Source organism: Otariodibacter sp., from assembly GCF_029256985.1.
Lineage (GTDB): Bacteria > Pseudomonadota > Gammaproteobacteria > Enterobacterales > Pasteurellaceae > Otariodibacter.
Map to the genome: position 1 here is coordinate 1 of NZ_JARIDQ010000046.1, position 26,283 is coordinate 26,283.

32 protein-coding genes are annotated in these 26,283 nt (G+C 34.8%); 8 read left to right on the forward strand and 24 right to left on the reverse strand.

The features are described 5' to 3' along the window. The first annotated feature begins 157 nt into the window (after positions 1-157). The 4 genes from Q1J40_RS04920 (at position 158) to Q1J40_RS04935 (ending at position 2,140) form a co-directional block, all read left to right on the forward strand. On the forward strand, positions 158-778 hold the full coding sequence (locus Q1J40_RS04920; RefSeq protein WP_301098932.1) for an HNH endonuclease: 621 nt from the start codon (positions 158-160) through the stop codon (positions 776-778). A 9-nt stretch (positions 779-787) separates the two neighbouring features. Continuing rightward, positions 788-1,159: a DUF6985 domain-containing protein gene (locus tag Q1J40_RS04925; protein ID WP_301098933.1), complete on the forward strand. Its 372-nt coding sequence runs from the start codon at positions 788-790 to the stop codon at positions 1,157-1,159. 96 nt (positions 1,160-1,255) lie between these two features. Next, on the forward strand, positions 1,256-1,903 hold the full coding sequence (locus tag Q1J40_RS04930; protein ID WP_301098934.1) for a HEPN domain-containing protein: 648 nt from the start codon (positions 1,256-1,258) through the stop codon (positions 1,901-1,903). Between the two features lie 36 nt (positions 1,904-1,939). After that, the gene (locus Q1J40_RS04935; protein WP_301098935.1) at positions 1,940-2,140 is read left to right on the forward strand and encodes a hypothetical protein; all 201 of its coding nucleotides are present in this window, start codon (positions 1,940-1,942) and stop codon (positions 2,138-2,140) included. Between the two features lie 58 nt (positions 2,141-2,198). Here Q1J40_RS04935 and fadD read toward each other — a convergent pair whose 3' ends face one another. The 10 genes from fadD to Q1J40_RS04985 form a co-directional block, all read right to left on the reverse strand. Continuing rightward, complete coding sequence (gene fadD, locus Q1J40_RS04940; RefSeq protein ID WP_301098936.1) at positions 2,199-3,896, reverse strand: long-chain-fatty-acid--CoA ligase FadD; 1,698 nt, start codon at positions 3,894-3,896, stop codon at positions 2,199-2,201. A gap of 11 nt (positions 3,897-3,907) precedes the next feature. Continuing rightward, positions 3,908-4,336: a SoxR reducing system RseC family protein gene (locus tag Q1J40_RS04945; RefSeq protein WP_301098937.1), complete on the reverse strand. Its 429-nt coding sequence runs from the start codon at positions 4,334-4,336 to the stop codon at positions 3,908-3,910. After that, the gene (locus Q1J40_RS04950; RefSeq protein ID WP_301098938.1) at positions 4,333-5,310 is read right to left on the reverse strand and encodes a MucB/RseB C-terminal domain-containing protein; all 978 of its coding nucleotides are present in this window, start codon (positions 5,308-5,310) and stop codon (positions 4,333-4,335) included. The genes Q1J40_RS04945 and Q1J40_RS04950 overlap by 4 nt, the downstream gene beginning before the upstream one ends. An 84-nt stretch (positions 5,311-5,394) precedes the next feature. Then, positions 5,395-5,781: a hypothetical protein gene (locus Q1J40_RS04955; protein ID WP_301098939.1), complete on the reverse strand. Its 387-nt coding sequence runs from the start codon at positions 5,779-5,781 to the stop codon at positions 5,395-5,397. Between the two features lie 16 nt (positions 5,782-5,797). After that, entirely contained in the window at positions 5,798-6,532 is a 735-nt protein-coding gene (locus Q1J40_RS04960; protein ID WP_301098940.1) for a copper homeostasis protein CutC, read from the reverse strand. Further along, positions 6,525-9,410, reverse strand: a complete 2,886-nt coding sequence (gene glnE, locus Q1J40_RS04965; protein ID WP_301098941.1) for a bifunctional [glutamate--ammonia ligase]-adenylyl-L-tyrosine phosphorylase/[glutamate--ammonia-ligase] adenylyltransferase — start codon at positions 9,408-9,410, stop codon at positions 6,525-6,527. The genes Q1J40_RS04960 and glnE overlap by 8 nt, the downstream gene beginning before the upstream one ends. An 86-nt stretch (positions 9,411-9,496) precedes the next feature. Further along, complete coding sequence (locus tag Q1J40_RS04970; protein ID WP_301098942.1) at positions 9,497-9,793, reverse strand: YciI family protein; 297 nt, start codon at positions 9,791-9,793, stop codon at positions 9,497-9,499. Positions 9,794-9,805: 12 nt separating this feature from the next. Next, the gene (yciA, locus tag Q1J40_RS04975; RefSeq protein WP_301098943.1) at positions 9,806-10,258 is read right to left on the reverse strand and encodes an acyl-CoA thioester hydrolase YciA; all 453 of its coding nucleotides are present in this window, start codon (positions 10,256-10,258) and stop codon (positions 9,806-9,808) included. After that, positions 10,248-10,796: a septation protein A gene (locus Q1J40_RS04980; protein WP_301098944.1), complete on the reverse strand. Its 549-nt coding sequence runs from the start codon at positions 10,794-10,796 to the stop codon at positions 10,248-10,250. Before Q1J40_RS04980 ends, yciA begins: the two co-directional genes overlap by 11 nt. Positions 10,797-10,802: 6 nt before the next feature. Beyond that, positions 10,803-11,564, reverse strand: a complete 762-nt coding sequence (locus Q1J40_RS04985) for a hypothetical protein (RefSeq protein WP_301098945.1) — start codon at positions 11,562-11,564, stop codon at positions 10,803-10,805. Positions 11,565-11,681: 117 nt separating this feature from the next. Here Q1J40_RS04985 and yfbV point away from each other — a divergent pair, with 117 nt between their 5' ends. Next, the gene (gene yfbV, locus Q1J40_RS04990; protein WP_301098946.1) at positions 11,682-12,119 is read left to right on the forward strand and encodes a terminus macrodomain insulation protein YfbV; all 438 of its coding nucleotides are present in this window, start codon (positions 11,682-11,684) and stop codon (positions 12,117-12,119) included. 163 nt (positions 12,120-12,282) lie between these two features. Here the strand turns inward: yfbV and Q1J40_RS04995 are convergent, their stop codons facing one another. Genes Q1J40_RS04995 through pheS form a run of 4 tightly spaced genes read right to left on the reverse strand, consistent with a single transcriptional unit; the run spans position 12,283 to position 16,535 of the window. Next, positions 12,283-12,801: an NlpC/P60 family protein gene (locus tag Q1J40_RS04995; protein ID WP_301098947.1), complete on the reverse strand. Its 519-nt coding sequence runs from the start codon at positions 12,799-12,801 to the stop codon at positions 12,283-12,285. Positions 12,802-12,828: 27 nt separating this feature from the next. After that, the gene (locus tag Q1J40_RS05000; protein ID WP_301098948.1) at positions 12,829-13,116 is read right to left on the reverse strand and encodes an integration host factor subunit alpha; all 288 of its coding nucleotides are present in this window, start codon (positions 13,114-13,116) and stop codon (positions 12,829-12,831) included. Positions 13,117-13,137: 21 nt separating this feature from the next. Continuing rightward, complete coding sequence (pheT, locus tag Q1J40_RS05005; protein ID WP_301098949.1) at positions 13,138-15,525, reverse strand: phenylalanine--tRNA ligase subunit beta; 2,388 nt, start codon at positions 15,523-15,525, stop codon at positions 13,138-13,140. A 26-nt stretch (positions 15,526-15,551) separates the two neighbouring features. Beyond that, positions 15,552-16,535 (reverse strand): phenylalanine--tRNA ligase subunit alpha, encoded by a 984-nt coding sequence (gene pheS / locus Q1J40_RS05010; RefSeq protein ID WP_301098950.1) that lies wholly within the window; start codon positions 16,533-16,535, stop codon positions 15,552-15,554. Between the two features lie 308 nt (positions 16,536-16,843). On the opposite strand from pheS, the gene Q1J40_RS05015 reads away from it, so the two are divergent. The 3 genes from Q1J40_RS05015 to Q1J40_RS05025 all read left to right on the forward strand — a co-directional run bounded on the left by Q1J40_RS05015 (position 16,844) and on the right by Q1J40_RS05025 (position 19,475). Beyond that, positions 16,844-17,524: a TIGR00153 family protein gene (locus tag Q1J40_RS05015; protein WP_301098951.1), complete on the forward strand. Its 681-nt coding sequence runs from the start codon at positions 16,844-16,846 to the stop codon at positions 17,522-17,524. 12 nt (positions 17,525-17,536) lie between these two features. Continuing rightward, positions 17,537-18,799 carry an inorganic phosphate transporter gene (locus Q1J40_RS05020; protein WP_301098952.1) on the forward strand — a complete coding sequence of 421 codons (1,263 nt, stop codon included), beginning with the start codon at positions 17,537-17,539 and terminating at the stop codon, positions 18,797-18,799. A gap of 67 nt (positions 18,800-18,866) precedes the next feature. Then, positions 18,867-19,475: a TIGR04211 family SH3 domain-containing protein gene (locus Q1J40_RS05025; RefSeq protein WP_301098953.1), complete on the forward strand. Its 609-nt coding sequence runs from the start codon at positions 18,867-18,869 to the stop codon at positions 19,473-19,475. Between the two features lie 30 nt (positions 19,476-19,505). Here Q1J40_RS05025 and iscX read toward each other — a convergent pair whose 3' ends face one another. The 10 genes from iscX to Q1J40_RS05075 form a co-directional block, all read right to left on the reverse strand. After that, positions 19,506-19,700 carry a Fe-S cluster assembly protein IscX gene (gene iscX, locus Q1J40_RS05030; protein WP_301098954.1) on the reverse strand — a complete coding sequence of 65 codons (195 nt, stop codon included), beginning with the start codon at positions 19,698-19,700 and terminating at the stop codon, positions 19,506-19,508. Further along, a complete protein-coding gene (fdx, locus tag Q1J40_RS05035; protein ID WP_301098955.1) occupies positions 19,700-20,041 on the reverse strand; it encodes an ISC system 2Fe-2S type ferredoxin in 342 nt (113 codons plus the stop codon). Before fdx ends, iscX begins: the two co-directional genes overlap by 1 nt. A gap of 8 nt (positions 20,042-20,049) precedes the next feature. Next, positions 20,050-21,906 carry a Fe-S protein assembly chaperone HscA gene (hscA, locus tag Q1J40_RS05040; protein ID WP_301098956.1) on the reverse strand — a complete coding sequence of 619 codons (1,857 nt, stop codon included), beginning with the start codon at positions 21,904-21,906 and terminating at the stop codon, positions 20,050-20,052. Between the two features lie 22 nt (positions 21,907-21,928). Beyond that, entirely contained in the window at positions 21,929-22,573 is a 645-nt protein-coding gene (locus Q1J40_RS05045) for a DUF2625 family protein (protein WP_301098957.1), read from the reverse strand. Between the two features lie 32 nt (positions 22,574-22,605). Further along, positions 22,606-23,127, reverse strand: a complete 522-nt coding sequence (gene hscB, locus Q1J40_RS05050; protein WP_301098958.1) for a Fe-S protein assembly co-chaperone HscB — start codon at positions 23,125-23,127, stop codon at positions 22,606-22,608. Positions 23,128-23,138: 11 nt separating this feature from the next. Further along, entirely contained in the window at positions 23,139-23,462 is a 324-nt protein-coding gene (gene iscA, locus Q1J40_RS05055; RefSeq protein WP_301098959.1) for an iron-sulfur cluster assembly protein IscA, read from the reverse strand. 95 nt (positions 23,463-23,557) lie between these two features. Further along, positions 23,558-23,941, reverse strand: coding sequence for a Fe-S cluster assembly scaffold IscU (iscU, locus tag Q1J40_RS05060; protein ID WP_301098960.1), 384 nt, complete (start codon positions 23,939-23,941; stop codon positions 23,558-23,560). A gap of 22 nt (positions 23,942-23,963) precedes the next feature. Continuing rightward, entirely contained in the window at positions 23,964-25,184 is a 1,221-nt protein-coding gene (locus Q1J40_RS05065) for an IscS subfamily cysteine desulfurase (RefSeq protein ID WP_301098961.1), read from the reverse strand. A 49-nt stretch (positions 25,185-25,233) separates the two neighbouring features. Beyond that, positions 25,234-25,683 (reverse strand): Rrf2 family transcriptional regulator, encoded by a 450-nt coding sequence (locus tag Q1J40_RS05070; RefSeq protein ID WP_301098962.1) that lies wholly within the window; start codon positions 25,681-25,683, stop codon positions 25,234-25,236. Between the two features lie 160 nt (positions 25,684-25,843). Beyond that, positions 25,844-26,128: a YfcZ/YiiS family protein gene (locus Q1J40_RS05075; RefSeq protein ID WP_301098963.1), complete on the reverse strand. Its 285-nt coding sequence runs from the start codon at positions 26,126-26,128 to the stop codon at positions 25,844-25,846. Positions 26,129-26,283: the final 155 nt, after the last annotated feature.

Here is a 26,283-nt window from a genome sequence, read left to right on the forward strand (position 1 = left end):
AAAGAGATAATTAAGGAAGAAATAGATAAAACTGAGAATATGGAATATGTTGTACAGTTTACTAAAGAACAATTATCAAATCATTTAGATAATATACCGAATGAATTAGAACTCATTGTTAAAAATAGTTTACGTAATAAATATTAAGGATACATTTATGAATGAAAAATTGTGGAATTCTGATATAAGTGAGAAGACTGTTTTCAAGAAACCCTCTGATTCTCCTTGGAATGATAAAGACTTATGGAAGATTAAATCAGAAAATTTAACCACTCCATCACCAGAAAAAATTTATTACCTCCGTTCGCCTGATACAAATGGGAGATGGACTGGAGAAAAAGGTGACTCTGTTTGGATTCCCGATAGAGATTATCGTCCAGAATATAAGTCAAAATATAGTCGAGAAAATCCAGATAATCTAACTTGGGGAGAAATTCTCGACAAATATGGTATTGAAGGTATTGAATTTAAAGATGGTTATCCTGATTTTGGACCAATCTCTAAAATTGATGTCGAAATCGATGGATTTAGTTCTGATAGACTAAAAAACTTCGCAAAAGCTGATGAAAAAACAGCAGAACAATGGACAAAAGAAGGAAAAGACGGCAAGGTCTGGACTGCGGAAGATGTCAAAAATTGGCGTAAAGAAAATAACTATACTTGGCATGAGTGTGAAGATTGTAAAACTATGCAACTCGTTCCAACAGAAGTTCATAATAATATTCCGCACTCAGGTGGAATATCTGAAATTAAAAAACAAGAAAACTCAACTAATTAGGGAATCTATATGAATACATCAGATCTTATTTTTGATTATGGTTGGAGAAAAAATTCAACTATTAATTTTCAACAAGTAACTAAACCCATTCAACTTGTATTTTCTGCTAAAAAAGGGCAAGGAATTTCAGATGAGCAAACAAAAGCATTTGAATATTTTTCCAGTCAAACAAAAGTTTTTGAAGATAAAATAGTAAAATTATTAGATGATTATATTCAGAAATATCAAATTTCAGAAAAAAATGCTACACCAAGAACTTTATTATTTAATCGAGATGGTTCGTTTGGATTACTCTGTGATTGTGATTGGGATATAGAAAATGGTATTGCAATTGTTCTATCTCCTACAGAATATATTACTATTCAAGATGATTTCCTTTAAAATCATATAAACCTTAGGGATGCAACTCTTGCATCCCTATATTCCTTGTTTATAATCCATATTATCCATTCTATCAATAAGGAATATAACGTGTGTATGCCCCTCAATTTATTAGAAACCTATTTCAAAACCCATCGAGATACCGAACACTATCCCGACAATCTCCGTCTCCGTATCCATCGTTCGTTAAGTTGGTTAAAAATGGCGGAAGAGGCTAAGGATTTGGATACGCAATTTATTGCACTTTGGATTGCGTTTAATGCGGCTTATGCACGAGAGCTTGATGACATTAGGGATCGGGCAATATTCAATGAGTTTTTATTGCGTATTTGTTCCTTCGATAAAGACCATACTATTTACGATATTGTTTGGAAAAAATTCTCGCAATCTATCCGCTTGTTATTAGATAACAAGTTTGTGTTCCAGCCTTTCTGGGATTTCCACAATGGTAAGATTAGTGAGAAGGAATACCTTGTTGCAGAAGTAAAAGAGCGTGAGCGTTTCCTTTCTTCATTAGAAAAGCAAAAAACCGAACGTATTTTAGACGTAATGTTTAGTCGCTTATATACCTTGCGTAATCAAATTATTCACGGGGGAGCGACGTATCAAAGTAGTGTAAATCGGGAACAATTACGGGATGGTTGTAACATTCTTTCATTACTAATACCTGCAATGTTACAGATTATGATGGAAAATCATTCGGAGATTGATTGGGGTAAGCCGTTTTATCCTGTCGTCAATTAATAGTCATAACTCCAAATTTAGATAAGAAGGTGTAAGATGTCGTTACTTATTGGTCAGCCTCATATTCAGTTTTGTCCAAAATGTGATTGGAAAAATAAGATGATTGTTAATTCAGACTGCCTAACTATCTCTAAATGCCCGAAGTGTGGAGCAGATTTGTCTTTGAAAGCCGTTTCTGATCTTTCGTGGGTAGAGAAATTAGCCTATAAACTTTCATCTAATACTAGACCATTTTAACGAAACTACAAAAAACGCCCTTTCGGGCGTTTTTATTCTTATAATATTATTTGTTACTTTATTGGACATTTAATTGTTTTTTAATTCTGTCTATTTCTTCATCTCTTAATATCCTGCGAAGAATTTTTCCTACATTACTTTTGGGTAATTCTTCTCTAAACTCAATTTCTCGAGGAATCTTATAACCTGTTAAGTGCTGTTTACAATATTTACGCAATTCTTCTCGAGTTAGGGTCTCATCCTTTTTGGTAGCGAAAACCTTGATACATTCACCCGATTTTTCACTAGGAATACCAACAACTACGACTTCATTAACTTTAGGATGTGAAGAAATTACCTCTTCAATTTCGTTGGGATATACATTAAAACCAGACACAATAATCATATCTTTTTTGCGATCGACAATACGTAAATTAAGATCTTGTCCCATTTCAACAATATCTCCTGTTGCCATCCAACCATCTTTAAGTACATCAGCAGTATCTTCTTCTCGTTGCCAATATCCTTTCATTACTTGAGGACCTTTCACCCATAATTCACCACGCTCGCCTTGAGAAACATCATTACCTTCATCATCTACAATACGAATATCAGTATTAGGTACGGGGATACCAATGGAACCTGAATATTCTGTTGAATCACTACGTGTTGCTGCTATAAGTGGTGAACACTCAGTCATTCCATATCCTTCAATAATATGACATCCTGTTGTTTCATGCCAACGCTCAGCAACTCTACGTTGCACAGTGGCACCACCACCTACAGTCATTTTTAGATTAGAGAAATTCACTTCTTTAAAATGTTCATTGTTTAATAAAGTATTGAATAGCGTATTAACTCCTGTTATTGCTGAAACACGGTATTTTTTTAATTCTTTAATAAACCCAGATATGTCTCTAGGGTCTGTAATTAATAATCCTGTCAAACCTAATTCAATAAATAACAGGCAATTTACAGTCAATGCAAATACATGATACATTGGTAATGCAATAACACCTATTTTACCTTCACCATTAGGAATTAATGGATCAGCTACCCATTTTGCTTGCATCATATTTGCTACAACACTACCATGGGTTAGCATTGCGCCTTTCGCTACTCCTGTAGTTCCACCAGTGTATTGTAAAAAAGCAAGATCATCTGGATGTAATTCAGGTTTAACATATTGGCGTAGTTTACCAATACTTAAGGCTTCACGAAAACTTGCAGCATGAGGGAGTTTATATTTAGGAACTAATTTTTTAACATACTTAACCACAAAATTAACTAATGTACGTTTACCAAAAGAAAGTTGATCGCCCATTCTTGTTAAGATTACATGTTTTACTTCCGTATTAAATACAACTTTTTCTAGTGTGGCAGCAAAATTTGAAATGACGACTATAGCCTTTGCACCACTATCATTTAGTTGATGTTCTAATTCTCTAGGGGTATAAAGTGGATTCACATTAACAACAACAAGTCCTGCTCTTAATGCACCAAACAACGCAATAGGATATTGCAATAAATTTGGCATCATTAATGCAATTCGTTCACCTTTTTCTAGGCATAATTCATTTTGTAAATACGCAGCAAATGCTCGACTACGTTCTTCTAACTTCCTATAGGTCAATACCTTTCCCATATTAATATAGGCTGGAATATCTGGATGGCGACGCACAGCTTTTTCAAACATTTCAACTAAAGAACTATATTGGTTCGGGTTAATAGTTGTCGGCGCCCCATCTGGATAGTTTTTCAACCAAATTTTGTCCACGGGATTTCTCCTTAAATTTTTCTCAAAAAAACTGGGATAAATTGCCCCATTGATTTTTTTTGTAATATTTTTTTCATTCCAGCAAATAAGCTGGCTGTAGTAATAAACATAATAAGTGCAACTACTAATTCATTCTCTATCCATTGAGAAAATAGTAATGCACTCCCGATAAATACAATAAGAGGAATGCCATACATCCCAAAAACACTTAATAATAAATTTCGTTCAGTCAATCCAATCTCAATCTTATCACCAATTGATAAAGGCTGATTGACCTTCAAATCAAATTCTAATGCGGATTTTTCTCCTGCCAAAGCAGATAAAGTTTGAGTTCCACAAGTACCACTACTGGCACAGCTACCACATCCCGATTTGTGTTCACACACCACTGTTGCAATACCATTGGTATAATTTACAACTGTCGCATACTCAAGCATCATTGTTTAGCTTCCTTAATTGGCTGATTTTGTTGAATATCTTGTACAATATGACGAGCAGAAACTAAAGGTATTTCACCAACAATGACGACATCTTTATCTCCAATTGTTTGGCTATAAATACTGATTTTTCCTTGACGCCAAAATTGTTCATTAAAAATAATACCCTTATTTTGTACCAAATATATAGTAAAAGACACCAGCCCATCACTATACAATTGACTTTCAACTTGCTCATTTTCTATCAATATTCCTGATAAACGCTGTGTACCCGATGTAATTTTCTTAAATCCTTGTGGTATCCATTTCGGTTCCCAATTTAATGATGGTGAATTCTTTTTCTCATCAACAATTACGCTGGGTAAAATCAGTGATGTAATAGGTTCAATAATATGCATAAACTGATTATCTACAGTAGATTTTAGTACTTTAAATTGCTCTAATATATTTCCATCTCGATCTAATAAATCTGCTCTAAGCAATAAATAATTTTCCTCATCAATCCATATTTCATGCTGATAACGAAAATCATCCTTTGGTACAATTCTAATTACTCTGGCTAAACGATTTGCTACTCGCTCTCTACCTACATCAATAAAATTATACCCGTCTAATTGATTAAAATCAGTATATAAAAGGATAGGTAAATTATCTAAAATATGATTACTTGCAAGACTAAATGGCTGAAATTCTCCAAAATAACTCACTCGATTATCTCTTAAAATAATCTCTTCACGTGCTTTATCTAATTGCAATAATTGCGCATACTCTTTTCCTAAATAATTCGCATGACGATACCGCAATGAATCAACTTGTTCACCTTGTTGTACCAGATAAAATAACTCATAATTAAGCATTTTGTGAGCTGATGTCATTGCATTCAAATAAGCAATCGGAGTTTTGCCACCTTCGGCAAATCCCATAACAGACATCCCTAATAAAAGTAAGAATGTTACTACTTTATAAATTTTCATCATTTTTTATTTTATAATAAGTAAAGCGATAAGATTGTAACAAAATTTTTCAAAATTACCTGATAAATTAATCAATTGAATGCACAATCACCAACAAGCGTAGCAAAAACGAGCAAATCCGAATCTACGCCAATCATCATCATAATAGTGCATCCTCATCCACTCTAATTTTTCTTCAGCAATGTGATTTTGTAATGCTAATTTATAACAGGCTTGAAATATTGGATTATTTACTTTTTCTAAGTACTTTTGCTCAAAAGCTTTCTGCTCTTCTTCATTACGATTAAGAGGTGGATTAAATTTTTCATGCATTAATTCTGCCGTTTGCATATCACATTGTTGAGCTAAATTTACTTGTAATGCTTGTTCTGCTCTAATTCTTTTTGCATCTCGTATTGCTTGTTGTTCTGGTGTAAGACTACAAGCGGTAAGGCTAACAATAGCTAGTCCTAATAAGATGATTACTTTATTCATACTCTATCTCCTATTACTATCCTATTCTATGCAGTATTGTTGATAATTTCTGATCATCTAAGACAGTTAATTTTTGTTCTTGTTCTGCCTCATCATTCCCCATGCTTACTTGATTAAATTGTTTCATTTCGCTCAAGCGTTCGCTTTTAGCTGAGAAATGAATTTGAGGTACTTGAGTACATTTTATGATTTCAGTCACATTTTCCGAGTTGATGCCACAACCCGCCATAATTTGAATTTGATTTTGAGACTTGTCGACTAATTGTTGCAATAATGGGATACCCTCAAAAGCTGTTTTTGCTTGTCCTGAAGTTAAAACACGATCACAACCAAGATTAATTAGTTGAGATAAAGCAAGAAAAGGATCAGTACAGAGATCAAAAGCTCGATGGAAAGTTATCTTCATTCCCTTTGCTACAATTAACAAGCGTTTAATCGTTTGAATATCAATCTGTGCCAAAGGGGTTAATGCACCAATAACAATATTTGTTATCCCACAATTCTGCGCCATTTCAATATCACTAAGCATTGCTTGGACTTCATATTCACTGAAAATAAAATCGCCAGCTCTAGGGCGAATCATTACAGCAATGGGAATTTTGGAGATTGCTACTGCTTGTTTTAATAAACCATAATTTGGCGTAATACCGCCAACTGATAATGCCGAGCAAAGCTCTATTCGATCAATGGGAAATTGATTGGCTGTAATCACAGATTCTAAATTATCAACACAAACTTCTATTTTAGGCATTGGCTTCTCGCTGAAATAATCTTTTCCACATAGATTTAACGTAACGACTCTCACGTTCAAATTCTTCACTATCAACAATGGCAGGCTGATTCACAAGATTGAGGTGATGGACTTTATTGCGTAAGGTTGTATAGCAATATTTAAGTTGCTCACTTTCTTCTAAGGAAAGGATACCACTTTCTGCACAGCTTTCAAAAATACGAACGTTATCCGACCATACTGCAACTTGTGGATAAGTATTGGCATAATTTAGAACGAGATATTGAGCGATAAATTCAATATCCGTGATGCCACCTAGATCTGTTTTTAAGTGAAATCGCCCATCTTCAGTGTGGCTCAAATGAGCATACATTTTTGCACGCATGTTACAAATATCTTCCACCAACTGACCGCTTGTTCTTGCCATACCTAACACATTTTGACGAATAGTTTCAAAGTGTTGACGAAGTAAGGATGAACCGTAAACTGCTCTTGCTCGCACTAATGCTTGAGATTCCCATGTCCACGCTTCATTTTTCTGATAGTCTTCGTAAGCTTCAAAAGTGCTCACTAATAAGCCTGATTCACCTGATGGGCGAAGTCGCATATCAATTTCATACAATACACCTGCACTGGTATTAAGATTAAAAATACTGTTAATTTTTTGGGCAAGTTTTAAATAAAATTGATGGCTTGAAATTGCCTTTTTCCCCCCTACGGTTTGACTATTTTCTGGTGCATTATGTAGGAATACTAAATCCAGATCGGAATTATAGCCCAACTCAATTCCACCTAATTTACCATAGCCAATCACCATAAAATCTTGTTCATTTTCGGCTAAATGCTCAGGGATACCAAAGCGTTTTGACACTTGCTTCCACGCTAAATTAACCACTGCTCCTAAAATAGCTTCCGCCAGATAAGTTAAGTGATCACTAATTTTCATCACAGGTAACACACCTAAAATATCTGCTGAGGCAATATGCAATATCTGACTTTGCTTAAACTGGCGAAGCGCATCAATTAATGCCTCCTCATCCTCTTCTGGAATTCGTATTAAATATTCTTGCAATGTAATTGCATACTCTTCCAAAGGAATAACTTGGGTTAAAGAATTTTGAACAATCAATTCATCCAACAGCATTGGGTGACGAGCAATTTGTTCAGCAATCATCACTGATTGACTACATAGCGTAAATAATTGCGGTAAAATTTGCTCTTTTTCGAGTAATAACTCTAAGTAGGTCGTGCGAGTGTTGATCTTATCAATAATATTTAAAATTCTAGGTAATAACGTAAGGTAGTTCTTTTGTTGAAAAACTTGATCTACGACCACTGGAAGTAATTTTCTTAAAACTTCTCGCCCCCTCACACCAATCGGACGTTTAATCCACTCTTGAAAAGTCGTTGAGAAGATATGAAATATAGCGGAATAATCTGTTGGTTCCACAGGATATTGAGCTAAATTCGTGGCGACATCTTCTTGCGTAATTTGATAATTGAGAATATCTCGCCACATACTTAATTGAAGTGATTGAGAATGCTCATCTGCTGAACATTCCTGTTCATCATCTTCGCCAATTAACTCATTAAATATATTTCTAATCTGTAGTTGATGATGTTGCAACTGAATCAGAAATACTTGCCAATTTTCACTCCGACAAGCAAAGGCAATACGTTGTTGATCTTGCAGATCCGTTGGTAAGGTTTGAGTTTGCTGATCGTTGATCGCTTGAAGGGTATTTTCAACCTGTCTTAAAAATAAATAGCCTGATTTTAAAGTCTCAATTTGTTGGGATGTTAATAAATTTAATGTGGCTAAATGCGGTAATACTGTAAGTAAGCTACGTTGTTGTAAAATTTTATCTCGGCCACCACGGATCATTTGAAAAGTTTGCACAATAAACTCAACTTCTCGAATACCGCCCGCCCCTAGCTTAATATTATCTTCCAATCCTCTGCGTAGCACTTCTCGGCTAATTTTTTGTTTCATTTCTCGCAAGGATTGGATAGCACTAAAATCAAGATAGCGACGATAAACAAATGGACGCAACATCTGCTTTAAATATTTGTGATTGATGTTCGTAAGATCTTCACCCAGAATTTTAGCTTTGATCATCGCATAGCGTTCCCAATCTCGCCCTTGCTCTTGGTAATAGTCCTCCATTGCTGAAAAGCTGAGTACCAAAGCGCCGCTTTCGCCAAAGGGGCGTAAGCGCATATCAGTACGATATACAAAACCATCTAGGGTAATTTCATCTAACGCACGGATAAGCTTCTGCCCAAGTCGAGTAAAAAACTTACTGTTATCTATTGATTTTCTCGCACCAACTGTTTCACCAACATCAGGATAAGTAAAAATCAAATCAATATCAGAAGAAAAATTAAGCTCTCTTCCACCTAATTTACCCATCCCTAAAATTAATAATTCTTGTTGTTCACCTAACTCATTCATTGGCGTACCATAATCTTGGCATAAACGCTCAAATAGCCAATCTCTTGTGGCTAAAATAATGGTTTCGGCAAGATCAGATAGGGTTTCAAAAATCTGTTGAGGGGAGGCTAAGTAATTAGATTGTAAGTAACTTAATTTTGCCATTTCTCTATAGCGATATTGGCGTAATATTTTATGCAAACTTTCTTCACTATCAATCATCTGTAATTTTTGTGATAGTTCATTTTTGTATTGCACTGCATCACTTAACATTGGAATATTGTGTAACCATTCCATCAATAAATCAGGCTGTTTTTGTAATTGCTGAAAAACAAAATCAGACATCGCAATCGCAGTTACAAGCGGTTCGATTGTGTCTGTTTTTTGCAAATTTTCTGATATATGATGAATTGAAAATAATTCTACTAGTTTTTGCTCTGCGGATGAGAAAAGTGTCGTTTGCATACGAAACCTGAAATTAAGCTAGAAAGGAAGTAAAGGTAGGTTTACAGCATTTATAACCTACCTATCGCAATATGTTTTAGTGTGATTTAGAACACCTTTTTGAAAGGTTTAATGATAACCTCCCCATAAACACCGGCTTCAACGTAAGGATCTTCACTTGCCCATTGTTTTGCAGCTTCTAAAGAATCAAACTGAGCAATGACAGTTGAACCTGTAAAGCCAGCATCTCCAGGATTTTCATCATCAATAGCTGGATTAGGGCCTGCTGTTAATAAACGGCCTTCAGCTTGTAATTGAGATAAACGTGCTAAGTGCTGTTCCCTTACAGCTAAACGTTGAGTTAAAGTATTTGGTAAATCTTGAGCAAAAATCACATAATACATTACTTTATTCTCCTACGAATTTTGAGTCGGCAAGTCCGCTAAAACCATATCAAGTTCAGGATTGTTGTCTGTAGGTATTGGTCTTGGTCGCCCTTCTTTATCAACAGCAACAAAAGTAAATAACGCTTCAGTAACACAATAACGGTCTCTTGAGTTTTCTATTACTTTCTTAATCCAAACTTCAACTTTTACCTTTAATGAAGTACGACCAACTTTAACGCAACGACCATAACAACAAACAACATCTCCCACTGCAACTGGGCGTAAAAAAGAAATAGTATCAACAGAAGCAGTTACGACTCTACCGTGAGCAATCTCTTTGGCTAAAATAGCTCCGCCCATATCCATTCTTGACATTAACCATCCACCAAAAATATCACCGTTCGCATTAGTATCTGTTGGCATTGCGAGCGTTCTTAAAATCAATGCACCGTCTGGTTGGCGAAGATCATCTTTATTTTCCATTATTTTCCTCTTGTAATTTTAAGTGTGGATATAAATAAATAACTGTAACCAATGTGGCAACAAGACTTAGTCCTGTTAATCCAAAAACCTTAAAAGTTGTCCAAACATCATCAGAAAAAAATTGACCAATAATAATATTAATTACCATGCATAAAATAAAAAATCCTGCCCAACCTAAGTTAAGTGTTTCCCAAGTCGATTGAGGTAAGGTTAATTCTTTGCCTAATAATGCCTGAATAATTGGTTTTTTAAATCCAAACTGACTAGTTAACAATACAACCGCAAATAAGGCATTAATCAATGTAACTTTCCATTTTAGAAAAGTAAGATCATTAAAATATGCAGTTAACAAGCCAAAGATGATAACTGAAATCCCCATTATCCATTGAGATTTTTCAATCTGCTTATAAAGTATTTTAAGTAAAATAAGCTGAACAACAGTTGCCACAGAAAGAACAATAGCACCTTCTTGGATACCATAAGTTTTATAAATAATAAAAAATAAAATTAATGGAATAAATTCAAGTAATTTTTTCATTTTATCTTACCTCTTACCTTGCACAATGGGTAACTCCCGATAAATTTGATAAAAACGGAAGCTAAATATCACCATAAAAACATTAATAAAAGAGCCTACTATTTGAACTACTAATATACCTATATCACCATTTGTTTGCCCAATTAATAAATTGATTAAGAGCGGAAGTAAATAGGTAATTCCACAAAAGACAGAAAGTAATTTCATTTTTGCTCGGCTCATTGCCCAAGTTAATCTCAATGTCTCACTGATACTTTTTCTAGGAGATTCAACTAGATAAACATAGGTTACTAATGAATATTTAACAAAAATAAATACACCTAACACCATCACTACAATTCCCATTATGGGTAAAGAGTTACCTGTCGCAACCGATACACCAGATAACGAAGAAGCAAATGCTAGTGGCATAACCATAATTAAATTTAAAAAAATGACTGGTAAAAATCCTTTTAATGCACCACCAATATTACTAAAGAAAGAACGGTATTGTCCTGCATTAATCGATTTAATATTTAAAATTAGTAAGATATTCACCCATATACTTAGTACTGCCCAAATAATACTAGAGGCAAAAGCAAGCATATTAATATCTTTCATAGAAGAAACTGACTGCATATTATCTTGAGAAATAGTACTCGTAGGTAAAAAATAAATACCAATTAATTGCAAAATAACCAATAATCCAACTCCAAAAAGAGAAAAATTTGCTTGATTACGCATAAAATTCCAACTTTCTTGTAGCAATCGCTGAAAATTGATAGGCATTCTGAAATTCCTTATATCAAATCATCAAAAATGTTAGGAAGTATAGCAACAGTTTAGTTATTTCGCTATGATAGATTATTATCAAATTTATTATTGATGAGTCAGGAAGAAACCCATATGTTCAGTATATTACAAGCAGGACAGCACTACTTAAATACATTTCCTAATCAAAAGAAACTTAACCTATTCTTACCTGATTATAGATTAGTCCGCTTAGTGAAATTCTCATCACGCATCATGCCAGCTTTTGCTTGCTTTGCTATCGTTTGGCAGTTTGGATTTGCCGATCCAGAGCAATCTATCACTGCAAATTCGATTATTACAGCGCTTTTTGCATTAAGTATTCCTTTCCAAGGATTATTTTGGCTAGGAAAACGTGCAAAATCCCCTTTACCTCTCTCTTTATTAGAGTGGTATGAAACACTTCGTCAAAAACTTATCCATGAACAACATAAAAAAATAGCAGATCAAGCGGTTCCTTCCTATCAAGATTTTGCAAATTTACTCCAATTAGCTGAAAAAACTTGGGGTGATGCCTATTTTGATGAACTATAAAATAAAAAGAGCCTCTAAACAGAGGCCACTTAGAAAGTAAAATAATCAATTTGGTTGCCTAATACAACACTTTGGTATGTTAACTATAAACCAGTCTAAACACCAAAAAGTCTCAAATTTTATTCTATTTATTCTTAACTTTATGATCCGTATCATATTTTAGTTACACTCTTCGGGCTTGCCAGTAAGTTTTACTCCAATAGGGTGAATTTAAATCTGAATAAATAACTCCACCTTTTGTAGATGCATGTAAAAATTTGCCATTTTGAGCATAAATACCAACATGGTATCCATTAGGTCCTCTACCAGTTTTGAAGAAAACCAAATCTCCAGGTCTTAAGTTCGATTTTGAAACCTTATTCCCTTCCTTAGCTTGATCTTTTGTCATTCTTGGTAAATTCAACCCAAATAACTGACGAAAGGTAAGTTGTACAAATGCTGAGCAATCCACACCATTTTTAGTTGTACCACCAAGCACATACCGTGTGCCCTTCCATTCTTGGTGCTGATCACTTAAACCACTAATAACAAAAATAGGATCTGAAATATTGCCTTGAGATAATGGGTAAGAATTAACTCTCTTCACATTATGTGAAGAAACTTGTCTATCCACTGTACTACTACACCCAACTAAAGTTAATACGGATACAATACTCAATAGTGCTATTTTATTAATAATCATGGTCGTTAATTATCCTACCTATCCGTATTACTTTAAATGCTCTACACGCTCGCGAAATTTTTGCCCAGGTTTAAAAACTACAACACGACGAGCAGAAATAGAAACATCTTCGCCTGTTTTAGGATTACGGCCAGGTCTAGCTCTCTTATCTCTAACAGAAAAGTTACCAAATCCTGATAATTTGACTTCTTCACCGTGCTCTAATGCAACACGAATTTCTTCAAAAAATTGTTCAACAAACTCCTTTGCCATACGTTTGTCTAAACCACATTTTTCTACTAAATTTTCTGTAATTTCAATTTTGGTCAGTGACATAACTAATCCTTAATCTAAAATCTAATCTCTTAGATAAGCATTAAAGCGCTGTGCTAATGCTTCTACTACAAACTGAACTACTGCATTAATTTGATCTTCTTCAAGTGTTTTTTCTGTATCTTGAATCACTAAACTGATTGCTAAGCTTTTCTTACCTTCAGCTAAATTTGTGCCTTGATATACATCAAATAAATTTACAGCAATAAGTTTTTCGCCACCAACTTCACGACAAATATCTAAAATATCGCCTGCTGGTATATAATTATCTACGACAATTGCAATATCACGTTTGTTCGCAGGATAGCGAGAAATTTCTTTACCTTGAGGAATAATTTTTTCCATTAATGCAGAAGCCAATAACTCAAAAACAACTGGTTTACCTGATAAACCTAGAGCTTGAATAATTTTTGGGTGAACTGTTCCAATAAATCCAATCTCTTTTCCTTCTAGCATAATTGCAGCAGATTGCCCTGGGTGTAATGCAGGAAAAGTTTTAGCGACAAAACTCACTTTATCTCTTATAGAAGTTAAAGATAATACGCGTTCTAAATCACCTTTTAAATCGAAAAAGTCTACTAATTCAGCTTTCTGTTCCCAATAAACTGATTTCTTATCCCCAACAATAGCCCCACCTAAAACCATTTCTTGACGAATTCTGCTCTCTGCAGAATCATCTGGAATGAAACGTAATCCATGTTCAAAAATACGCACACGATTTTGTTGACGATTTTGATTATATTCAATAGTGGTAAGTAATCCTGATAATAAAGAAACACGCATTGCCGACATTTCACTTGAAATCGGATTTGGTAAAATTAATGCATCTTGTTCTGGATGTAGTAACTTCTGAATTTTAGGATCAACGAAACTATAAGTCACAACCTCTTGATAGTCACTATCAACTAACGCTGTTTTAAGGCGAGAAACATCCAATAATTTCTCTGGAATTGCACGCATTTTTAAGTGAGCTAAAGGTGCATTATTTGGAATACTGTTATAACCATAAATTCTAGCCACTTCTTCAATTAAATCTTCTTCAATTTCAATATCAAAACGCCAGCTTGGTGATTGAACCGTCCAACTGTCATTTTGGTAAGTTGCATTAAGACCTAAACGTTCAAAAATATCATTTACAGCCTCTGTTGATACATGATGGCCAAGTAATGAGTCTAATTTTGAACGGCGAAGAACAACTTGGTTTGATTTTGGTAAATGAGATTCACTTACTGATTCAACAATTTCACCTGCTTCACCACCACAGATTTCAAGTACTAATGCAGTTGCTCTTTCCATCGCCTTATGAGCCAACTCAGGATCTACACCACGCTCAAAACGATGAGATGCATCTGTGTGTAAACCATACTGTCTTGCACGGCCTGTAATTGCTAATGGAGCAAAGAAGGCAGATTCTAAAATAATATCTTTAGTTTCAGTATTTACACCACTCTCTTTACCGCCAAAAATTCCTGCCATTGCAAGCGGTCCGTTCTTATCAGCAATTAGCAACGTATTTGCTTGTAATTTCGCAGTAGATCCATCTAATAGAACAAGTTCCTCACCTTCTTTTGCCATTCTCACTTGAACTGGTTGAGCAACTTTATCCATATCAAATGCATGCATTGGTTGTCCTAATTCAAGTAAACTTAAATTAGTAATATCAACAATTGGATCTATTGAACGAATACCACAACGACGTAATTTTTCTTGTAACCATAATGGTGAAGCCGTATTTACATTCACATTTTTGACTACACGTAATAAATAACGAGGACAAGCTTCTGGTGCTTGTAATTCAATTGAAACTTTATCATCAATTGTTGCTTTAACTGACTCAATAATAGGTGTATTTACTTGAACTTGATTAATTACACCAACCTCACGAGCAATACCTGCGATACTTAAACAATCTGCTCTATTCGGTGTTAAGCTGATCTCTATAACTTTATCATCTAAATCTAAATATTGTCTAAAATCAGTACCAACAGATGCATCCGCTGGTAACTCAATTATTCCACTATGATCTTCTTTTATGCCTAATTCAGAATAAGAACATAACATTCCTTCAGATGGCTGACCACGCAACTTCGTTTTTTTGATCTTAAAATTACCTGGTAAAATGGCTCCTTCTGTCGCACAAGCAACTTTTAAACCTTTGCGACAATTAGGTGCTCCACAAACGATATCAAGTAAACGCTCACCACCTACATTTACTTTAGTTACTCGTAATTTATCAGCATCAGGATGTTGCTCACATTCAACAATTTCACCAACCACAACACCATTAAATTCACCCGCTACCGAATCAACACCATCAACTTCTAACCCAAGCATCGTAATTTGGTCACATAATTGTTCTGTATCAATCGTAGGATTTACCCACTCACGTAACCAAGATTCACTGAATTTCATTTATCTATCCTTATTTCTTTATTCTATTACTTAAACTGCTTTAAAAAACGTAAATCATTTTCAAAAAATGAACGTAAATCTGTTACGTTATAGCGAAGCATTGTTAAACGCTCAACCCCCATACCAACCGCAAAACCTGAATACTCATCGGGATCAATACCAACATTACGTAAAACATTAGGATGAACCATTCCACAGCCTAATACTTCAAGCCACTTACCATTTTTACCCATAACATCAACCTCTGCTGAAGGTTCAGTAAAAGGAAAATAAGATGGACGAAAACGCACTTCTAAATCTTCTTCGAAAAAAGTGCGTAAAAAATCATGTAATAAACCTTTTAGCTCTGTGAAATTTGCATGCTTATCAACATAAAGTAATTCAATTTGATGAAACATTGGAGTATGTGTCTGATCATAATCATTACGATATACACGGCCTGGAGCAATAATACGAATAGGCGGTTTCACTTTTTCCATCGTACGAATTTGTACACCTGAAGTTTGAGTACGCAATAATCGTTGAGCATCAAACCAAAACGTATCATGATCAGCTCTTGCTGGATGATGTGCTGGAATATTTAATGCATCAAAATTATAATAATCCGTTTCAATTTCAGGGCCATTCTCAACACTGAAACCTAATTCAGAAAAGAATTTTGCCACACGTTCAATCGTAATTGAAACAGGATGTAACCCACCTAATGCAACCGCTCTACCAGGTAAACTAACATCAATAGATTCATTTGCTAATTTTGCATTTAACTCTGCTTCTTCTAATTCTGCCTTTTTAGCATTTAACACTTCTTGAGCTTTTTGTTTCGCCTCATTGATTTTGGCACCTACTTTTGGACGCTCTTCAGCAGACACGTCTCGCAATCCTTGCATTAAAGCTGTGAAATGCCCTTTTTTCCCAAAATATTCAACACGAAGTGCATCAAGTTGATTAATTTCTTTTACTGCCGAAATCGCTTCTATTGCTTGTGAAACGATATTCTCTAGGTTTTGCATACCCATCCTCTAAGTTTATGTTCAAAAATAATACAAACACCATTTCATTGGCGACATTTTCAGATAGTAATACTTCTGTTAAAACTTGTAAATTCAAAAATCATAAAATATATAACTAAATCATTGATTTTAATGTGTAAGACTCAGTATATTTTACCAACTATTTATTAATAATAATTTTATTTTTAATCAAAAATAGCTGGATAATCATTCAATTACTTAGAATAAATCACTTTTAGTTCGTGATCTTCATTTCAACATCAAGTAAAATCGATTCGAAATTTACTAGTAAACTGGGAGATCGCCTTATGGCAATGAATAATATCTTAGGATTATTCGCTCATTCACCACTAAAACCATTACAAAAACATTCTAAAAAAGTGACTGAATGTTGTGGGTTATTAGTTCCTTTTTTTACTGCTACCTTTAATGATGACTGGAAAGAAGCTGAAAATATTCGTCGCCAAATTATTGATCTAGAAAGAAGAGCTGACTCTTTAAAGCGTGAAATTAGATTAAAATTACCTCGCGGATTATTTATGCCAGTTGAAAGAACTGATTTACTCGAATTAGTTACACAACTTGATAAGCTAGCAAACTATTCTAAAGATATTTCTGGAAGAGTTATTGGAAGAAAGCTTCTTATCCCCTCAGAAATGCAAAATTCTTTTTTACATTTTCTTGATCGTAGCTTAGATGCAACCAAACAATCAGATAAAGTAATTAATGAAATGGATCAGTTGCTTGAAACAGGATTTAGAGGCCGAGAACTTAATTTTGTTAATGATATGATCTTAGAGTTAGATAATATCGAGGATGATACTGATCAGTTACAAATTGTACTACGTAGATCATTATTAAGTATTGAAAATAACTACAACCCTGTTGATATTATGTTTCTTTATAAAATTATTGAATGGATCGGAGTACTCGCAGACCAAGCTCAGCGTGTTGGATCTCGAATTGAATTAATGCTCGCTCGCTCATAAGAGGAAAACACCATGGAAATGATTCATCAATATGGCTTTATTCTACTGCTGATTACTGCCGTATTCGGCTTTGTTATGTCTTTTGGTATCGGTGCAAATGATGTAGCAAATGCAATGGGAACATCTGTAGGTTCGGGTGCTATTACCCCAAAGCAGGCTGTTTATATTGCATTAATTTTTGAATTAATGGGAGCTTATTTCGCTGGAGGTGAAGTTGCAGAAACAATAAAAAGTGGAATTATTTCGGCAGATACTTTTGCAGGACGCCCTGATATTCTTATATTGGGTATGATGTCATCTTTATTCGCTGCTGGACTTTGGTTAATGATTGCCTCTCATAAGGGTTGGCCTGTATCCACAACTCATTCGATTATTGGTGCAATAGTTGGTTTTGCGTGTATTACTATTGGAACCGAAGCTGTACAATGGGGACAATTTAGTGGAATTGTTGGGAGTTGGTTTATTACCCCAATTCTTGCAGGTATCGTGGCGTTCTTTATTTTTATTTCTACACAAAGATTAATATTTGATACTACTAATCCGCTAAAAAACGCACAAAAATATGCACCTCTTTACGTAGGATTAACAATATTTATCATTTGTATTGTAACGCTTGACAAAGGTCTAAAACATATTGGTTTAAACCTTAGCTATAGTCAAACAATTCTAATTGCTTTTGTACTATTAATCATATCTGCTATAACTTGCTTTTTATACCTTCGTAGTCAGAGTTTCCTTGAACGTGTTAAAAGAGGTGGGTTTGATGGAGTAGAGAAAGTATTTAATTTATTGATGATTATAACTGCTTGTGCAATGGCGTTTGCTCACGGCTCAAATGATGTTGCTAATGCAGTAGGTCCACTCGCTGCAGTGGTATCAATTGTTGATAATGGTGGTATCATTGAAGGTAAAACGATTATGGCTCCTTGGATTTTACCATTAGGTGCAATTGGTATTGCGATGGGGCTAGCTATTATGGGAAGTAAAGTAATGAGTACTATTGGTACAGGTATCACTGATTTGACCCCAAGTCGAGGATTTGCTGCTCAATTTGCTTGTGCCATCACTGTTGTTCTTGCATCAGGAACAGGTTTGCCTATTTCAACAACTCAAACACTAGTAGGTGCTGTGCTAGGCATCGGATTTGCTAGAGGTATTGCAGCTTTGAATTTGGGTGTTATTAGAAATATTGTTGTATCTTGGGTTATTACTCTTCCTGCTGGTGCCATTTTTTCTATTATTATTTACTACATTCTCCATATAATTTTCAACTAATATTCAATAATAAAAGAGAAGTACGCGATAAAGAGTATTTCTCTTATATTTTTATAAGGATTCTAGCATGCAAAAAGTATTCTCAATCTTGTTAGGTTGTTTAATATATATAATTTCATTACCTTCAATTGCTGAAACATTATATGTCACAGATAACTTACATACATATTTACGTAAAGGTGCTGGTGATCAATATAAGATATCAGGCACCATTCAAGCAGGAGAGCAGGTTTTAGTATTAGAAAAAAAAGAACGTTATTCATTAATTCGGGATGAAAAAAATAGAGAAGCTTGGATTCTAAATAGTGAACTTTCTACTACTCCTAGCTCAAAAAAATTAGTACCTCAGCTCCAACAACAAGTAGAAGAACTGACAGTAAAATTAAATAAAATTGATGGAGATTGGCAACAACGTACATCAGAAATGCAAAGACGTGTAAAGCAAGCAGACCAACAAAGTAGTGAGTTACTTGATCAAAATGCAAGGTTGAAACGAGAGCTAGATATTCTGAAAAATAAAAATCGAGAATTAGAGACTATGCAAGATGCAGAAGCTCGAGAAATTATGATTCAATACTTTATCTATGGTGGTAGTGTTCTTGGAGTAGGATTATTACTTGGCTTGCTTATTCCTGTTATTATCCCTCGTCGTAGACGTAATAGTGAATGGATATAGGCAAATAGGTGGGGAATCCCACCTTATTTTTTATTCATATTCTTCTATCCATTTTAAAAGAATAGCTTCTAAAATAGATTCATTTGATTTCTGAGGATCATCATCAAACCCTTCTAATTCACAAATCCATTGATGAAGATCGGTAAAGCGTACAGTTTGTGGATCTAAATCTGGATCTCTGTCATACAAAGCCCAAGCAATTTCTTGTGTATCTGTCCATTTCATTAGTGTGTTGCCTCATTAACTTGATTTAAATTATATCGAGGAATCTCTACGACAATATCTTCGTCACCAATTATGCTTTGACAAGACAAACGGCTTTCCATTTCAAGCCCCCATGCTTTATCTAGCATATCCTCTTCTTGTTCACTCGTTTCATTAAGAGAATCATAACCTTCCCTAATTACAACATGGCAAGTTGTGCAGGCACAAGAGCCATCACAAGCACTATGGATCTCAACTCCTGCATTATGAGCAACTTCAAGTAGGTTATCCCCCGGCTGTGCATCTACCACCATTCCTTCTGGGCAAAATTCTTCATTCGGAAGAAAAATAACTTTTGGCATAATATCCTCTATTTAATAATTTCATCAACAGCTTTACCTGCTAATGCTTTTTGAATTGATAAATTCATTCGTTTAGCTGCAAATGCTTGTGTTGCGATATCAACATCTTTGATTCCTTGTTGAATCGCTTTAAGATCAGTACCTTTCTTTGTTTCAATCAAACGAGCTAATTCACGCTCGATAGACTTAAATTCATCAACTGATAACAATTTATCACCATGTTCTTGTAAAGCAACAATCACACTATCAATCACACGATCCGCATCGACCCGTGCTTCAGCTAATTGACGAGCTTGAATATCTTCTTTGGCATTACTCATCGAAGATCGGATCATGTCTGTCACCTCTTCATCCGTTAATCCATAAGATGGCTTAATTTGGATCGATGCTTGAACCTTGGTTGATTTTTCCATTGCAGTAACACTTAATAAACCATCCGCATCAACTTGGTAAGTTACTCGAATATGAGCCGCACCTGCTACCATAGGTGGAATACCTCTTAGGGTAAAACGACCTAATGAACGACAATCGCTGACTAACTCACGTTCACCTTGTAATACATGAATTGTCATCGCAGTTTGACCATCTTTAAATGTAGTAAATTCTTGAGCTTTGGCAACTGGGATCGTGGTATTACGTGGAATAATTTTTTCAACCAATCCTCCCATCGTTTCAATACCCAGTGATAAAGGCACAACATCTAACAATAACATTTCAGAATCTGGTTTATTCCCTACAAGAATATCAGCTTGAATTGCCGCACCTAATGCCACAACCTTGTCTGGATCAATCGAAGTCAGAGGAGTTCTTCCAAAAAACTCTCCCACTTGCTCTCTTACAAAAGGAACACGTGTAGAACCACCGACCATAACCACTTCTTTGACTTCACTTGCCGTAATACCCGCATCTTTTAATGCTCTACGACAAGTCATTAAAGAGCGTTTTACAAGCGGTTGGATCAGTTGATTAAATTGTAAACGGGTAATCTCACCCTCCCAATTTGCAAAATGTAGTGAATAACTATCCGCTTGTGATAATGCAATCTTAGCTTCACTCGCTAAAGTCAATAATTCACGTTGTTGATGAATATTCTCAATTTTTATACCAGATTGATCGACTATCCAATTCGCTAACAAGTGATCAAAGTCATCACCACCTAAAGCGGTATCACCGCCTGTCGATAGCACTTCAAACACGCCTCGACTTAATCTCAAAATAGAAATATCAAATGTACCACCACCTAAATCATAAACAGCGATAACTCCTTCTTGCTCACTATCAAGCCCATAAGCAATTGCAGCAGCTGTTGGCTCATTGAGTAATCTCAATACATTAAGCCCTGCTAAACGTGCAGCATCTTTAGTACTTTGACGTTGTGCATCATCAAAATAAGCTGGTACAGTAATTACTACACCCGATAATTCTCCATTTAATCGTTTTTCCGCTAACCTATTCAAATATTGTAGAATATCTGCCGATACCTCAACAGGACTTTTTAAACCTTGTGCCGTCTCTATTAATGGCAGGCCGTTTTCACTTTCGATAAATTTATAAGGTAATTTTTTATCAGATTGCTGTATATCTGCTAAACTACGGCCGATAAAACGCTTTACAGAAATTACAGTGTTCTGCGGATCAATGCTCGCTTTTGTAATAGCCTCAACTCCTACTGTTTTCTGTCCTGTGGCATAATGAACAACTGAAGGAACCAGTGTTCTTTCTTGCTCATCAAGTAATACATTAGCTTGGCCACTTCTGACACTTGCGACAAGTGAATTAGTTGTACCTAAATCAATCCCCACTGCTAAACGATGTTGATGAGGAGCTGCTGTTTGACCGGGTTCTGCAATTTGAAGTAATGCCATTTTATTTATATCTCTTTTTTATTTAATTAACGGAATAGCCGAAACTGTATTTATCATCATTAGCAAAAGTTGCCTGATAGTGTCGTTCAATAGGCTGTACTATCTTAGTATCATGATTAATCATTTGATCGCCTCTCACAGGTTGAATGTCTAATTCCCAATTTGTCCAACGTAATGAATGATAAAAACTACTTATATTCGCAGTCAGCACCCAACCTATAAATTGAGAATAATTCAAGCCGATACTTTCCCATTTTTGTTTTCTAGGGTGATAGTAATAAACTATTCCAACCTTTTCACCTAGCCCACCACCATTGATAGCAAAATAACCACCAATAACATCATCTGCAACTAATAAAAATAATGGTCGTTCACCTGATGATTCAAATGTTTTACCAAAATTCCACTCAAAGAAACCTCTTGGTAATTTAGGGCTACCTGAGCCAAGAATACGCAACCACCCATTATCGACAAGAATACCACCTGTTTCATAAATAACAGCGCCTAATGGCATTTTAGTTGAAAGTTGCATACCTACTAACTCTTTACCTGCTGATTCAATATCTTTGGGCAAAATTTCATATTGGTTTTTTGCAGCATCAAACCACGAATGCATAATTTTCCAAGCGGAGTTTTCTTTTTCAAGTAATTCTTCTAAGGTTTTCATCTTAATCAATTTTTATATCACTAACTTAATACTTAGTAGTCAAATAGCTTTTCTTCAACTTGTTCAATTTCTTGTAATAATTTTTTTATAAAACGTAATCTATCTGTTGTCGATAATGCTTGTGACCATTGTTGAGCATTCAATTCATTTTCTAATTGCATCAAAGTAGAGTGCTGTATATTTTCTATTTCTGAAGAAAAAATTGAGAGTTCATTTTCATCTTTTGTTAATTCAATTTCTTCTAACCGTTCTCGCCATTCCATCTGTTGCATTAAAAAAGCAACATCATTTGTACTTTTTTTTTCAATATCCTGCTCTTTATTTGTATGATATTGAATAATAGCTTCTGCTCTTAAAATAGGATCTTTTAAAACTTGTAGCGCATCATTAATTTCTGCTGATTTTTGCATGGCTAGTCGCTGTTCTTGTACCGAATGTGTTACAAAATTATCAGGATGTAACGATTTTTGTAAAGCAAGATAACGCTCGGATAGCAAAGAAGAATCTAAGCTAAATTGAACAGGTAAATCAAAAAGTGAAAAAGGATTTAACATGTCAAGTCCTCCTAAACGTGGAAACTTTCACCACATCCACATTCATTTTTAATGTTCGGATTACTATATTTGAAACCTTCATTTAATCCTTCTTTTACATAGTCTAATTCTGTTCCATCGAGATAAACTAAACTTTTAGCATCAACAATAATCTTTACGCCATGCTGTTCGAATACTTGATCATCTTCATTTAATACATCAACAAATTCTAAAACATAAGCTAAACCAGAACAGCCTGAAGTCTTTACCCCTAGTCGTAAACCAATTCCTTTTCCTCTGTTATCTAGAAAAGTTCTTACTCGATTTGCTGCGGTCTCTGTTAAAATAATACTCATACTCTATCCTCTGCGAATGAATTGAATTAGAATGCAAAAATAAAAGCGGTCAGTTTCTGCAAAAAAATCACAAAAACCGACCGCTTACCTAAAAATTATTTCGCATTTTTTTCTTTGTAGTCAGCAATTGCTGCTTTAATTGCGTCTTCAGCTAAAATCGAACAGTGAACTTTCACCGGTGGTAACTCTAACTCTTCTGCAATTTGACTATTTTTAATGGCTGCTGCTTCATCCAATGATTTACCTTTTACCCATTCAGTAATTAATGAACTTGAAGCAATTGCAGAACCACATCCATAAGTTTTAAATCGAGCATCCTCAATGATACCACTATTATTTACTTTAATTTGAAGTTGCATTACATCACCACAAGCAGGTGCTCCAACCATACCTGTTCCTACATCTGCCGATTTTTTATCTAGTGAACCCACATTTCTTGGATTCTCATAATGATCGATAACTTTATCACTATATGCCATATTTAGATTCCTTTATTGTAAATTAGTGATGTGACCATTCAATTGTATCAAGATCAATACCTTCTTTATACATGTCCCAAAGAGGTGATAAGTCACGAAGTTTCTGTACCGATTGTTTAACAAGCTCAATCGTATAATCAATTTCTTCTTCTGTTGTCCAACGTCCTAATGAAAAGCGAATTGAACTATGTGCTAACTCATCATTACGCCCTAATGCACGAAGCACATACGATGGCTCTAAACTTGCTGATGTACAGGCTGAGCCTGAAGAGACAGCAATATCACGCAATGACATCATCATGGATTCACCTTCAACAAAATTGAAACTGATATTTAAATTACTATCAACTCGTTTACCATCTTCCATAGAACCATTTACATAAACTTCTTCCATATCCTTAAAACCATTATATAAACGATCACGTAATGCTTTAATTCTCGGCATTTCTTCTGCCATTTCTTCTTTAGCAATACGGTATGCCTCACCCATTCCAACAATTTGGTGTACAGGAAGCGTACCTGAACGCATACCACGCTCATGACCACCACCGTGGATAATAGCTTCTAATCTTACTCTTGGTTTACGACATACGAATAACCCACCAATTCCTTTAGGTCCATACAGTTTATGACTAGAAAATGACATTAAATCAATATTCAATGCTTTCACATCAACCGGTAATTTACCTACACTTTGGGTCGCATCAACATGAAAAATTATCTTTCTTTCTCTACACATTTTCCCAATTTCAGCTATTGGCTGAATTACACCAATTTCATTATTTACATGCATTACTGAAATTAAAATAGTGTCAGGGCGAATAGCGAGTTCTAATTTTTCTAAATCAATTAACCCATCAGCTTCTGGGTCTAAATAAGTCACCTCAAAACCTTCACGTTCTAACTGGCGACAGGTATCTAATACAGCTTTATGCTCAGTTTTAACCGTAATTACGTGCTTACCTTTCGTTTGATAAAAATGAGCAGCCCCTTTTATAGCTAAGTTATCTGACTCTGTTGCACCTGATGTAAAAACAATCTCTCTAGAGTCCGCACCGATTAAATCTGCGATTTGGTTACGAGCGATATCCACCGCTTCTTCTGCTTCCCACCCGAATTTATGTGAACGAGATGCAGGATTACCGAAAATCCCATCTTTGGTCATATATTCCATCATTTTTTTTGCAACACGTTCATCCATTGGCGTAGTTGCAGCATAATCTAAGTAAATTGGTAATTTCATTGTTACTCCTGAACGATAAGTAAGATTACAGTAATTTTAATCTTTACTTTTAATGGCTATGGTGATCATGGCAATGAGAGATAGTACAATCATGATCACTATGCTCTTCAATCAATTCTTCCAAAGTGATTTTATGTAAAAATCCCTCTATCTGATCTTCTAATCTTTCCCACAAAGAATGAGTTAAACATAAATTATTGTTGCTACAATTACCATTGCCTTTACATTTTGAAACATTAATACTTTCGTTTACGGCTGCAATAATCATACCTATATTAATATCTTGAGGTGATTTCCCTAGTTGGTAACCACCGCCAGGTCCACGAACACTGTTCACAATACCTTCACGACGTAATTGAGCAAATAGTTGTTCTAGATAAGAAAGAGAGATAGATTGACGTTCAGAAATATCCATTAGGCTGACGGGCAATGACTTACCATGCAAAGCAATATCCAATATTGCCGTAACTGCATAGCGACCTCGAGAAGTTAATTTCATACTTCAACCTTATATTTAAGAATGACTAATCAATGGTGTAAATTTTATATACCATACTAAATTAGTCAAGTATCTTGAGCAATTTAAAGAGATGATTTTACAAATACATAAAATAGTTTTTATCAATAAATGCTATCTTAACTCATTTTTAATTTAGCTATTACCGAGTCGAAAGTTGAAAAATCATAGCTTCAGCTTGGCAACTGAAATCAAAATTAGCGTGCAATTCATATCCATTTTCAGTTTTAATAATTTTACTAGTAATTGAACATGGTTCTGATTCTGCAGTCCGAGCTTTATTAGTTAAGTAAGATAATGCTTCCTCTGCCTCTGTTTTTGTACTATATAAATGAGAAAAATCAACAGCACAATCACTATTGTCAATAACAGTTCCTACATCTACACAACAACACATAGGGCTTTCATTTGCTTTATATTTAGACATATTTTTACCTCAAATTGTATATTACCTTGCTCCTATCGATTCTACTATTCTTATAAAATAACATCAAACTCAATAATCAATCTCTTAATAACTGGTCGGAACTCTACTTATTTAAACCGAATTTCATTGAATGGTAATAAGTAACTACCTAAAAT